General features: G+C 47.3%; 11 protein-coding genes and 1 pseudogene. 2 read left to right on the top strand and 10 right to left on the bottom strand.

Annotated elements, in window-relative coordinates; translation table 11 throughout:
- Positions 1-378 precede the first annotated feature (378 nt).
- From H9659_RS03475 to H9659_RS03515, 9 genes and pseudogenes are all read right to left on the bottom strand, one after another.
- Positions 379-2,766, bottom strand: coding sequence for a penicillin acylase family protein (locus H9659_RS03475; RefSeq protein ID WP_191688573.1), 2,388 nt, complete (start codon positions 2,764-2,766; stop codon positions 379-381).
- A gap of 452 nt (positions 2,767-3,218) precedes the next feature.
- Positions 3,219-3,353: pseudogene (locus H9659_RS03480) on the bottom strand (IS5/IS1182 family transposase); the annotation flags it as partial.
- 293 nt (positions 3,354-3,646) lie between these two features.
- Positions 3,647-4,042 (bottom strand): Na+/H+ antiporter subunit G, encoded by a 396-nt coding sequence (locus H9659_RS03485; protein WP_191688574.1) that lies wholly within the window; start codon positions 4,040-4,042, stop codon positions 3,647-3,649.
- Complete coding sequence (locus H9659_RS03490) at positions 4,020-4,304, bottom strand: Na(+)/H(+) antiporter subunit F1 (RefSeq protein ID WP_191688575.1); 285 nt, start codon at positions 4,302-4,304, stop codon at positions 4,020-4,022. The genes H9659_RS03485 and H9659_RS03490 overlap by 23 nt, the downstream gene beginning before the upstream one ends.
- Positions 4,304-4,786 (bottom strand): Na+/H+ antiporter subunit E, encoded by a 483-nt coding sequence (locus tag H9659_RS03495; RefSeq protein ID WP_191688576.1) that lies wholly within the window; start codon positions 4,784-4,786, stop codon positions 4,304-4,306. The genes H9659_RS03490 and H9659_RS03495 overlap by 1 nt, the downstream gene beginning before the upstream one ends.
- Before the next feature lie 23 nt (positions 4,787-4,809).
- Entirely contained in the window at positions 4,810-6,306 is a 1,497-nt protein-coding gene (locus H9659_RS03500; RefSeq protein WP_191688577.1) for a Na+/H+ antiporter subunit D, read from the bottom strand.
- Positions 6,299-6,637, bottom strand: a complete 339-nt coding sequence (locus H9659_RS03505) for a Na(+)/H(+) antiporter subunit C (RefSeq protein ID WP_191688578.1) — start codon at positions 6,635-6,637, stop codon at positions 6,299-6,301. Before H9659_RS03505 ends, H9659_RS03500 begins: the two co-directional genes overlap by 8 nt.
- Complete coding sequence (locus H9659_RS03510) at positions 6,638-7,063, bottom strand: Na(+)/H(+) antiporter subunit B (RefSeq protein ID WP_191688579.1); 426 nt, start codon at positions 7,061-7,063, stop codon at positions 6,638-6,640.
- The gene (locus H9659_RS03515) at positions 7,050-9,455 is read right to left on the bottom strand and encodes a Na+/H+ antiporter subunit A (RefSeq protein WP_225217636.1); all 2,406 of its coding nucleotides are present in this window, start codon (positions 9,453-9,455) and stop codon (positions 7,050-7,052) included. The genes H9659_RS03510 and H9659_RS03515 overlap by 14 nt, the downstream gene beginning before the upstream one ends.
- A gap of 354 nt (positions 9,456-9,809) precedes the next feature.
- On the opposite strand from H9659_RS03515, the gene H9659_RS03520 reads away from it, so the two are divergent.
- The gene (locus tag H9659_RS03520; protein ID WP_191688580.1) at positions 9,810-10,484 is read left to right on the top strand and encodes a universal stress protein; all 675 of its coding nucleotides are present in this window, start codon (positions 9,810-9,812) and stop codon (positions 10,482-10,484) included.
- 63 nt (positions 10,485-10,547) lie between these two features.
- On the opposite strand, the gene murB is transcribed toward H9659_RS03520, so the two are convergent.
- Positions 10,548-11,465 (bottom strand): UDP-N-acetylmuramate dehydrogenase, encoded by a 918-nt coding sequence (gene murB / locus H9659_RS03525; protein ID WP_191688581.1) that lies wholly within the window; start codon positions 11,463-11,465, stop codon positions 10,548-10,550.
- Positions 11,466-11,682: 217 nt separating this feature from the next.
- Between murB and H9659_RS03530 the strand changes: the two genes are divergently transcribed.
- A complete protein-coding gene (locus tag H9659_RS03530; protein ID WP_225217637.1) occupies positions 11,683-13,065 on the top strand; it encodes an FAD-dependent oxidoreductase in 1,383 nt (460 codons plus the stop codon).
- Positions 13,066-13,113: the final 48 nt, after the last annotated feature.

Raw genomic sequence — 13,113 nt, forward strand, 5'->3', positions numbered from 1 at the left:
TGAATGAAGGGCTTTTTGGTCTCTGGTTTCAGCAGTAAACTGCTTCGCAAAGCGAAGCACACCAATTAAATGTTGGTTTTGGTTGGTGAAGTGCACTTGTTGTATGATTTGTGGAATCGCCGGGGATAAAACGCTCTGCACGAGAGGGTGGGTGAGGGGGCTATGAGCACATTTTGAGTTTTATGAGCATTTTACTTGGGTTATGAGCACTATTAACGATTTATGAGCGGATTTCGGGGTTTATGAGCGAATTCTGTGATTTATGATCACCTCTCTTGATTTATGAGCGTTTTTTTAGATTTATGAGCACTCCTCTCTACTGAGGCACTATTTATCGCAAGAAAAAACAGGGGCACCTGGCACCCCTGCTTCATCTGCTTATTTCGCTTCCAACGTCAATACGTGCCCATCTTTCACGTCGCCCTCTAATACAGTTTCATGGAAATCACCGCGGAGCCAATCGTCTGCCTGATCATGGAACCATTGTGACTTCACGTGTCCACTTTGACCAGGGCCGACAATATGGTATGCCTTTGATAGGTCATCCAGATCCGCAACAAAACGCCACGAGGCTCCGTGATTCGCACTGCCATCATCTTTGAACGATGCCGCCTGAACTGTAATTCCCGACCCGCCGACAGGTTGCTTTTCCGGATCCAAGAAGCGTGCTAAAACCGGCGAAGCGCTAGATAATGGATGTGGGAATACAAGCTGATGGAAATCGCCCCACTGCCACTTTTCATAATTATCCCCGTAATCCTCTTTCAAGCTTGCCATCGTTTTTTCAAACGCATCAAATACCCATTGATCGACTCCGCCATACTCCTCCACCCAGGTAGAAGGATCCCCATTATATGCATTGCGTAAAAACTGATCCGTCAATTGCGGCTTTCCTGGCATGAACTCGTAGACGTCTGCTGGCATATCCGAGGCAAACATTGCCACTGGCAGCTGTTTCATGAGCTTATGAAATACAAGAGGCTGCGGTGCATCCACTGAATCCACCTGGTCCCAGTCCTTCAGCTGAGCTAAAATTTCTTTGTAACTCCCTTTCCGGTCCATCTTTTCAATCGAACCGATCAGCGAGTCCAAAAATTCTCCAGCATGTAAATTCTTCTGATCCATCTGTAAGTCCATCATATCGTCCGCTGTAAAATCATCACCTTCGCGAAGTACTTCCGCAATCCGCTCGTAGCGATATGGCTGTGCCCAAAACTTTGTGATGTGATAGGGGTACTTTTCATCCACTACTTCGTTGTTTGCAGTGGCGATGAAACCCTCTTCAGGATTTACAACAGTCGGCAATTCATCGTACGGAACGTAGCCATCCCAACCATATTCAGATGAATTTCCGGGCACTGGAAGCTGGGCGTCACCTTTTTTACGGATTGGAATTTTTCCGTTCGCTTTGAATGCAATTGTGCCGTCCGTTGAAGCGAAGACAAAGTTTTGGGCGGGTGCACTGAATGCCTCCAACGCCGTTTCAAACGACTCCCAATCATCCGCTTTGTTTAAATCCATAATCGCTTCAAGCTCATTGCTCGGCTCGAGTGCAGTCCACTGCATCGAGAACACCGCGTCCGGCTTTTCATCTTTATAAATGACATCTGTAATGATTGGTCCATGCCTGGTGACGATCACTTCGAATGGGACATCCTCTTCATCCTTCACACGGATGGTCTCGTCGCGCACTTCGGCTTGCTCCCATTCGTCATCATATTGGAATTGGGTCGGATCGTCCGGGTTCGGTATTTCAATATAGAGATCCTGGACGTCCGGACCAACGTTGGTTACTCCCCACGCTACTTTTTCGTTATGTCCGAGGATGATGCCCGGAATACCTGCAAAAATGACCCCGCTAACATTCTGTTCTGGCGACTTCAAATGGATTTGGTGCCAAATCGAAGGTGTGCTCAGCCCTAAATGCGGATCATCCGCAAGTAACGGCATACCGGATTTGGTTTTGTCACCTGAGACTACCCAGTTATTGCTCCCATTAAATTCATACGGAAGTAATCCAGGGTCAAACTGTCCTGTAACTTGGACTGGATTTTTCTTATTCGCTTCCATAATGGATTCCGCATTTTCCGGGTAGGTGATGAACAACTCTTGGGCTTTCTCTTCAGAGTATTCATTAAGCGCCCAATGCCGCATCGCTTGCGGCGTCCATTTCCCACCAAGGTCATACGCCATATACTTTCCGATAGTCAGCGAGTCAATAGGAGTCCATGGTTCAGGCTCATAGCCGAGCAGCTTGAATTCATAGGACAACTTCCCATTGTCTTTTACTTCTTCGATGAATTCGTTGACTCCATCTGTGTACCACTCCAACACCTGTTTCGCGTCGTCGCTATAGGTGTCGAATGATTTCTCCGCTGCGTTCCTCAAGCTGAATGTGCGGAACTGTTTGTCAGTGTCGATCGCTTTCGCACCGACCACTTCGGATAACCTGCCGCTCGCCTGCCTACGTGCGAGATCCATTTGAAATAGACGATCTTGCGCATGCACGTAGCCTTGTGCCCGGTACAAATCGGCATCGGACTTTGCATCCAAATGCGGTACACCATTTTCATCCCGAGTTACGGTGACGTTATCGTCCAATACAGAGAGCTGAACATTCCCTTCAATCACTGCTTTCGACTTCCCTATGTAAACGTTTATAAAAATAAGCGCAGCTGCAGCGATCGCAACAAGTGTCGCTAGGATCCATAGAATGACCTTTGCCGGCTTCCCCATTCTCTTTTTATGCTGGGCATGTTTCGCCATGGAACTCTCCTCCATCCCTAATTTTCACAGTACTTAATTTATATTCGTTGCAGCACAATAAAATCCCTTTCAAAATAGAAAGGGATTCAAGACTGTAGACAAAAGGGTTGGGAAACAATTTGATTCCTCCTTTTTGTCTTTTTTGCATCGTTGACTCTGAAAATGAAAGCTAACAGGCCGTTGATCTCCATTCCGGACGGGCGCTTTCCGGGGGCTTGCCCTCAGCCAATCGAACCGCGAAGCGTTCGCTTGGCCGTATTTTAGTGAACTTCGCTAAAATTAAGGCATCATTAATCGTCCTCGCTTTGCTCAGTCCAATTTTTTGGAAACACGTGCTCCTAACGCTTCGCTTTTACTCGCAAAAGCCGTTCTTCGTTACGGCTTTCGCTGATTCCTAGGAGTCGCCGTCCTTCACTTCAACCAATTGAATTTTCCATGAGACATTCACATCTTTCACCCAATGGATAAATGAAGGAAAAATCACTAGCTGCATCTAATTTACGAACCAGGTGGTCTTGCGGAACTACCTGTTCGATCGTAAGCATTTCCATCCGTTCCCGTTCATTAACTTGATTCTTCGTCATCATTTCCATCATCTCATTTGATAGTTGGGAGATCCTGTTGATTGTAGCGGAGAGCGGCGACTCCGGAGGGATCAGCACGAGCTGAAGACCCTGGACTGAGCAAAGCGAAGGAAGCGGCTGAAGCCGTGCCCCTCGGAAAGCGTCCGCTCGCAGCGGAAATCAACTTTTCATTGTTTATTCCATTGAAAAAGAAAAAGACTGTAGGCAAGCCCCATGATTTCTGGAGTATGTCTACAGTCTGAAAATCGTTCAAAAGAAAAAGGGATTCAAGACGTAATTAGGTTATGAAGAAGAAGTTATGAGCGCTCTTCGTCAGGCTTTTTTTTGCTCTCTGTGTCTGGATCGCCATGAATCACTTCATACAGTTCATCTTCCACTGAGATATCGGCAAGTTCCACTTTCGATCGATATGCAGCACGAATGATGAGGTGACCCGCAACTGGTGCCGTGAGGAATACGAACACAATGCCTAGCAACACACGGACGCTGACAAAATGGTCATGGAACAAGAAGTATAGGAACACGCCGATCAGCGTCAATAAGACAGACAGTGTGGAACTTTTTGTCGCTGCGTGCGAGCGTGTGTAGACATCAGGCAATCGAATGAGTCCGAACACACTGATGACACTAAAAATACTTCCGAAGAGGATAAGCAGGGCGCCGATGAATTCACCGATCTCGTTTTCGTTCAACGATAACCCCCCTCTCGATATACTTGGAAAAGGCGATTGTGCTGATGAAAGACAGAATTCCAAGAATCAGGATGACTTCCAAATATGCTTTCGTTCCGTTCACAATCGAAACGACCCCGATTGTGGCGAGCAGATTCACGCCGATGACATCCATCGCAATGACTCTGTCCGGCATGGAGGGACCGATGATGAGTCGGAGAACGGCGATCGCAATTGTTACCGCAAACAGCACAACGGATATCGCTAGCATGATCTCTATCATTATCGGGTCACCTCCATAATCGCTTTTTCGAAGTTCTTCAATTGTTTGATCAACCCATCGCGGGATTCTTGTACGTCCATCGCATGGATGTACAACGCATCACTTTCCGGTGTCACTTCCATAACGACAGAACCAGGTGTCAATGTCAGCAGCATCGAAAGCATCGTAATTTCCACATCACTGCGCAATATGGTTTCGTACTTGAAGATTCCTGGTTCAATCTTCAAACGCGGGCTCAATATCTGACGCAAAACAACCGTACTCGATTGAATCAGTTCCCAGACAAATATGAAGAATAATCTCACGACCGCATACACGCGCCGTAAATAGAAGCGTGTGCCGAAAAAACGGTGCATGAAGAACAGGATTCCGATTCCTACGAGAAAGCCTGCGTAGAACGTGGAAAAACGCAATTCGTCTTCATCGATGAGCAGCATCCATAGAAATGCAATGAACAAGTTCAATAACAGTTGACCAGGCATTTTTCCGTCCCCTTTCCTCAGCGTCAGTTTCTCAGCAGCGCTTCTTTATCCAATACAGCATCAATATACGACTGCGGGTCGACCAACGTCGCCGCCGCGTCATTCACAAATGGTGCGAGCCAGTCCGCGCCAATCCCGATTGCGAGCGTCAAGGCTCCCAGTATCACGATGGGCAGCAGCGTCCGTTTCTTCAGCACGACTTGTTCTTCACTTCCGATGATCGCCTCCCCCATGAAACAATTGAGGAAAATTCTCAATAACGAATACAATACGAACAAACTCGACACAAACGCTAAAGTCAGCAACACATACGTTTCGGCTTCGATCAGTCCTTCACCAAGCAGCACTTTCCCTATGAACCCGCTGAACGGTGGAATCCCTGTGAGCGATAACATGGCAACAAAGAATAGCCAGCCGAGTGCTGGATAGTTCCGTAACAAGCCACTGATTTCCTCGATTTTCGCTTTCCCTGTCAATGAGATCATCAATCCGCCCGCTAGAAACAGCATCGCTTTTACGACCATGTCATGTAACACATAGTAGATCGAACCTTGCAGCGCAACCTCATTTCCGGCAGCAAGCCCAACGAGGATGAACCCTACTGCAATGACAACGTTATAAGCGATAATCTGCCGGATATCCGTGGAAGAAAGTGCACCGATGCTCCCGCCAATCAATGTCAGTGCAGCCATGATTCCGATAATCGTCTGCGTAATCTCAGGTGAATGGTGGAACACGAGTGTGAATATGCGTATCAGTGCGTAAATCCCGACTTTCGTGAGCAATGCGCCGAACAAAGCCGCAATTGCTGCAGGCGGCGCGCTGTAGGAACCGGGCAGCCAGAAATACAGCAGCAATCCAGCTTTTAAACTGAAGACGAGTAAGAAAATCAGACTAATCACCGTCAGCACAGGACCTTGCCCATTTTCCGTCACACGTACTGCTAATTGCGCCATGTTAAGCGTCCCAGTTGCGCCATACAAATACGCAATCGCGAGCAGGAAAAACCATGACGCTAACACATTAATCGTAATATAGGTGAATGCTTCAACGAGTTGGACTTTTCGTCCCCCAAGTATGAGGAGTGCGTACGATGCAAGCAGCATCACTTCAAAACAGACGAACAAGTTGAAGATGTCACCTGTTAAAAACGAGCCGTTGACGCCCGCTAGCAAGAACAGGATTAGCGGATAGACATACATCTTCTCGTACGCTTCTCCAATCGTTGAAAACGCGTATAGTAAAATAATATTGGTGACTGTTGCAGCAGCCGTAACTAATAACAACGCGAACGAATCTCCGACAAATAGGATGCCATATGGGGGTTCCCAACCGCCAAAATCCAATCGTAAAATCCCTTCAGATTGTACCCGCAGCAACAAGTGCACACCGATTCCAGCAGAACTCGCAGTTGCTAAGAAGCTCAGTGCTCGCTGCAAAACGAACGAATTGCGGAAGAATGTCAGCACGATTGCAGTGAGCAGCGGAATGAGGACAGGCAATACGAGTGCATTATTCATCTAACTCTCTCCTTACGTCATCCAAATTATCAGCACCCGTTTCCCGGTAAATCCGGTATGCGAGTACCAGGAGAAAAGCAGTGACGGCAAAGCTGATCACGATTGCTGTCAAGATGAGCGCTTGAGGAAGCGCGTCGGTGTACGTCGATCCTTCTTCCGTCAGTAAAGGCGCTCCCCCCTTTTTCAAACCGCCCATTGCCAGGATCAGTAAGTGAATCGCGTGAGAGAGAATGGCAGTCCCTAAAATAATCCGCACAAAATTTCGCGACAGCAGTAAATAGACCGCTACCATGACGAGAACGCCTACCAGTAATGTAATTAAGGTCTCCATTCAACTCACATCCTCACTAATCGTCAACAGAATCGTCACGACAACGCCGACCACGGTTAGCGCTACACCCGCTTCAAATATTAGCACCGTCGAGAGCTCTGTCACTCCAAACACCGGCAGCGCAAATTCCCCTTTTTCTTGAGTCAAGAATTGCTTACTGAACAGCATGGAAATTGCACTGCTTGCTACCGCTAGAAACACACCGAGTCCAGCAATTTTCTTGAAATCGAATGGAATCCCTTTGTGCACGGTTTCAATATCGTATGTCATATACAGCAACAGTAACGCCGAGGCGAGCACAAGCCCTCCCGAGAATCCGCCACCCGGATCGTTATGCCCGGATATGAAGAGCTCGACACCGAACGTCAAGATGATGAACACGACGATTTTCGTGACGGTGCGCAAGATGACGTCATTGATTTTCATTGCCGTCACCGTCCTTTTTTACTTTCAATTTGATCAATACATAAACACCAAGCCCGCCGATCAGCAGGACGACCACTTCGAGCATCGTATCGAACGCTCGGAAGTCCCCTAAAATCGCGTTGACGATATTGCCTCCACCTGTGAGCGTCTTCGCGTCTTCAAAATAGTTGGAAATCGGATCGAACAACCGATTCCCTTGTACGATAAGTGCTGTGATAATGACGATCAGTCCTGTAGCGATTGCGATGAATGCATTCAAAGCCTTCACTGGACGGCGAGGCCGCTCTTTCTTCCAATCCGGCATGAACCGGAATGTGAGCAGGAACAGCACAGTCGTCACTGTTTCCACGACAATTTGAGTGAGCGCCAAATCAGGTGCTCTCAAAACGACGAACAGAAAGGCAACTGTAAATCCGAGGACACCATTCAGTAGAATCGCGACCAATCGTGAATTCACAAAAACAATGGTAATAGCTGCGGCCATCATGACAATCACGAGGACGTATTCATTGACCGTCACGATTGCGTCCTCCGAAAAGCTGAACGCGAGACGCCAAACAAAACTCAATGCAATCCCCATCATCGTAATGAAAAACAGGAAAATATACGTAAAGTAACGATGCAAATGCCCCGTCATGTACTTATTGGTCAAGTGATAGGAATTTCCTTCCAGTTGCATCAGCAATATTGTATAGATGCTGTCAATCTTCCAACTGAACGGAGCAATCGTATAGATTCTTCTCCATTGTCGTAAGAAAATGTAGAGAATCGCACCAACCAGAATGATTCCAATCGTCATCCACAGGGCTGGACTGAAACCATGCCACGCAGCAATGTGCGGCACAAGTAGTTCAGAATCGCCAAGTGACGGAAAAACTGCCGCCATGGCTGGTTTCAAAATCCATTTCCCTAGTACGTTAGGGAAAAAGAATAACCCTACAATCAAAACCCCTAAAACGGCTGGTGCAACAAGCATCCCGTAGTGCGGATCGTGTGCGCCGCGATCGACCCATGCCGGCTGTTGCTGCTGGCGGCCGAAAAACGTTTGGAAGACGATAATCATGCAGTAAACAAATGTGAAAATGCTTGCTATCCATGCGACAATCGGAATCCAGACATCGACTCCTGGCAATCCTAAATGCTGCACAGCAAGACTCGCTTCCAAAAAGAGTTCCTTACTTAAGAAGCCATTAAAAGGCGGCAATCCTGCCATTGAAAAGCTGCCTGCGAGCGCAATCGTGAAAGTGATTGGCATGAAAATCGCGAGTCCTCCCAGTTTCCGGATATCACGCGTCCCCAGTTCATGGTCTACGATTCCGATAATCATGAACAACGCACCTTTGAATGTGGAGTGGTTGATCAAATGGAAGAGTCCTGCAAAAGCAGCAGCGGTATAGATGGTTTTGTCCAACCCAGGTATGTCCAGCATGGCTGCTGAACCGATTCCGAGTAAACTCATGATCAGACCAAGCTGACTGATTGTTGAATAGGCGAGGAGCGCTTTCAAGTCGTTTTGGCGGACCGCGTTGAACGAACCCCATAACAACGTCAGCAATCCGACGAACGTCACCGAATAGAACCATACTTCACTTCCACCGAATACCGGGATGAAGCGAGCGACAAGGTAGATCCCCGCCTTGACCATCGTGGCTGAGTGTAAGTAAGCGCTGACCGGCGTCGGTGCTTCCATAGCATCCGGAAGCCATATATGGAACGGGAATTGAGCGGATTTCGTAAATGCGCCAAGCAGAATGAGGAGCATCGCTGGGATGAAAAGATCGTACGAAGGCAGCATTTCAGCCATTCCAATCATCTCTTGGATACTATAGGTCCCCGTCATTTGGTGCAGCATAAGAAAACCGACAAGCATGCCGATTCCGCCTGTCACTGTGATGAGCATGGCCTTCTTCGCACCCGCACGGGAATTTTTACGTTGGTGCCAAAAAGCGATAAGCAGGAATGATGAAACACTCGTTAACTCCCAAAATACGTAAAGTACCAGTATGTTATCTGAAAAGACAACACCGAGCATGGAACCCATGAACAGCAATAAATACATATAAAAGCGACCGAGTGCTTCTCGTTCTGATAGATAGTAAATGGAGTACATGACAACGAGCGTTCCCATGCCAGTGATGAGCAATCCTAGAATCATACTAAGGCCATCTAAGTGAGTGGTGAAGTGGATATTTGCGGCGTTCAACCATCGGATGGTGTGGAATAGATCCCCTCCTGAAGCGAGATTCGGAATCTGGAGACTCAGAATGACAAACAAAATCAAGGGCACCGGTAAGACCATCCAACCGATATTCTTACTGCGTACATATGTATAAAGAAACGGAACAAAAAGCGATGCCAGAAACGGCACCATAATAAGTATGGGTATCATCATTTCGTCGTACCCCCCAATCAAAAAGATAACACGGGTCCTATCATCAGAGTCTTCTAACGGATGGTCAAAGCTTGGAAAGTCGCAGCAATAATTGTACGGGGTTTTCAAGAATCCGCAGAAAAGTTTCCATGACGGCTTGACGCGGATCGAAAAGCCGGCGATAATGAGTGCCATGTGAGAACAGTGAACAAGCCTGAAACTATCTTTTAGTTTCAGGACTAACGTTCAAACGATGGCGGTTGTGTTTTGGTTTCAACCTAAAGTATACACAATATTTAAGTCAAGCGCACTTGAAGCGATGCAGACGCGTGTGAGACCGTCCAGTATTCAGCTTCTAGGGAGGTGGAGGACTACATGGGAAAAGTGAAAGGACGCATGGATGAAAGTATTCTCGTCTGTGTGTATTACGGACCGAACGGAGAGCGGCTCATCCGCCGGGGGCATCAGATGGCAAGCGCTATGGACTGCCCTCTATACATCTTAACAGTCGATCCACGGCCGTTAGATGATATGGATGCAGACAAATCGGATTACATTGACAGATGGCGTGAACTTGCAGACCAATTGGAAGCAGATGAATTCATCGTACGTGATAACGAAAGCAGACCCACCGCAAAAGTGATCAAACAAGTTGCGCATGACCGGAATGTGACTCAAATCATCATCGGTCAAACCGCGCAAAGCCGTTGGGAAGAAATTACGAAAGGCTCGTTCATGAACGTCTTGTTGCGTGAAATCACGTTTGTCGATTTCCACGTCGTATCGGTTGCACGTTCCATTAAGCATGACGTTGAAGGATTGTTCGAAAAAGGATTGCGAGCCTATCTGACGGATGATGGGGAAGGATTCCGTATCACGTTCAATTATACAAAGGATGCCCGATTCGAAGGGATCTTCTTTAAAGAGACCGGAACAGATTTCAATAATGGCATCTTCAAATTCATGCATGACGGAAAGATGTGCCAGGTGAGAATTACAGATGACCGCGTGGAGGATCCGTCTCTTGTCAGTTGTAAGATTGATGTATAAATACAAATAAAAGCAGAGAGTGCCAATGCGCTCCCTGCTTTTTGTTTTGCTGCTATCGGTTGCTTACTCCGCTGGTTCCCCGACAATTTTCACTTCACGCTCGAGGTCTACACCGAAACGTTTTTTCACTTCTGCTTGAACCATTTCAATGGTCCGAATGTAATCAGTGGCAGTTGCGTGGTTTTTGTTGATGATGAACCCCGCATGTTTGGTTGAGACTTCAGCTCCACCGATTCCTTTTCCTTGAAGTCCGCTCTCCTGTATCAGTTTCCCAGCAAAATACCCAGGAGGGCGTTTAAATACGCTCCCTGCAGATGGATACTCGAGAGGTTGCTTCGATTCACGCAAAAATGTCAATTCGGCCACTTTCGCATCAATCGTCTCCTGGTCACCACGTTGCAAATCGAAGTCCGAAGACACAACAAAATATCCTTCGTCCGCGATAATGCTTTTACGATATCCGAGTCCAAGATCCTCTTTCGTTAATACAAAGAGTTCCCCTTTTCGATTCATGAGGGTAGACTTCACGATGACGTCTTTAATCTCCCCGCCATATGCTCCGGCATTCATCGCCATTGCGCCTCCGACAGAACCCGGGATTCCACAAGCGAATTCAAATCCAGTCAGTCCCGCGGCAGCAGCTGCTTTGGATACATCGATAATATGTGCACCAGCTTCAGCATGGACGTGTGTTCCGTCCACAGTAATGACATCCAATCTTACAGGATGCAATACGATACCGCGAACTCCGCCATCGCGAACCACCATGTTGGATCCATTTCCAAGTAACAATAACGGGATGTCGTGTTCATATGCGTACCGGACAGTGGTTTGCATTTCACCAACCGTTTCAGGAATCACGAGTAAATCCGCATGTCCGCCTAATTCTGTCTTTGTATAATTTGAAAGGGATTCATCCAGCAAAAGCTGCCCTTTAGTAATCGTTGTTTTTAAATCAGTGAGCCATTGTTGCTTAGCCATTCTACTCAACCCTTTCGAATGTACGTACCACTCTAACAGTATGCTGTGAATCTAGTGTTTTGACAAGAGGTACGGACATGTTTTTCGTATAGTTCCAGTTTACTCGTTCCCCATGAACATTTGAGAAGAATCCGTGTATTTTTGAAGTCATTTGTTAAATCCCATAATTTCTGGCGATGATGGACTTAAGTGAACTTACAGAACACGGAGGGAAATCATGATGTTGAACTCACTATGGCTTGAAACAGCCTATCCTCGCGAAACCTATCTCCCCCCCTCTTCAGATACGACATGTGATGTTTGTATTATAGGGGGAGGATTATGCGGTCTCACCGCAGCGTATTTGTTAGCAAAATCCGGTAAGAAAGTGTTGTTGCTTGAAAAAGATCGAATTCTTGAAGGAGCCTCCGGAAATACGACCGGGAAACTGACAACGCAGCATGATTTAGTCTATGCAGACATACTGAAGACATTCGGCGCGGAATCCGCAAAAGTCTATTATAAGACGAACGATCAGGCGATTCGGTTCGCACAGTCCATCGCTGAAGGTGACGAACTTCGTCCATCGAATTCCGTATTGTTTGCACGCACCGCCATAGGAGTGGACGCTTTAAGGAAAGAGGCGGATGCCTATGAAACGCTTGGCATCCCATTTGATAGGCGGTTAAATTGTGAATTACCCATCACTGTTAAAGAAACACTCACGTTAAGTGACCAAGCTCAACTCCATCCTGTTCGATTTGGTCAGCATATTGCCAAACTTGCTGTTTCTGAAGGGGCGCAACTGTGCGAGAAATCGGATGTCCGGTCTATGAACTTGAAAAACAAATCCTTGCAACTTGCATCCGGCATTGTCATCACCTTTGACGAACTGCTGTTATGTACGCATTACCCAATAGAAGCGCTCCGCGGCATGAACATTATGAAACTGGAAGTAAAACGTTCCTATCTGCTTTCCGCTCCTGCTGATATGCCGTTGCAAAGCCAGTACTTATCTGTGGATGAACCGAAACGTTCGATTCGCACTGTATTCATCGACGGACGTCCTCACTTTTTACTCGGGGGTGAAGACCATAAGGCAGGTGTCACGGGCGATACCGACCTCAACTACAACCGACTTGCTGAAGAACTGCAATCCGTCTATCATCTCGGGGAACCGATCCATAGCTGGTCTGCGCAAGACCCCTCCACTCCGGATCTCATACCTTATGCAGGACCGATTTCGGCCGCGATGCCCTATGTTCATATATGTACAGGTTTCCGTAAATGGGGAATGACGAATTCCCTCGCAGCTGCCCAAATCGTCACAGACCAGATCACAGGTCAACCGAACCCTGCCATCGCGCTATACTCACCCGATCGTACAGGGTTTGGAACACTGTTGCTACAGGCTTTGAAAACGACCGGGTTTGTATTGAAGGAATTCACAGGTGGTCATTTGACTCGAACGGATGCACCCATTTGCACCCATATGGGTTGCCGCACCCGGTGGAACAAAGGGGACGAAACTTGGGATTGCCCGTGCCACGGGTCCCGTTTCAGAAAAGATGGCTCTGTATTGGAAGGTCCAGCCACACGCCCGCTCGACCTGAAGGAGTAACGAGTCACTATTGTGCTGACTTTATAGAAGCAGCAGGATGAGGTGCGG

It is taken from the genome of Sporosarcina gallistercoris (assembly GCF_014836415.1).
GTDB classification, from domain to species: Bacteria; Bacillota; Bacilli; order Bacillales_A; family Planococcaceae; genus Sporosarcina; species Sporosarcina gallistercoris.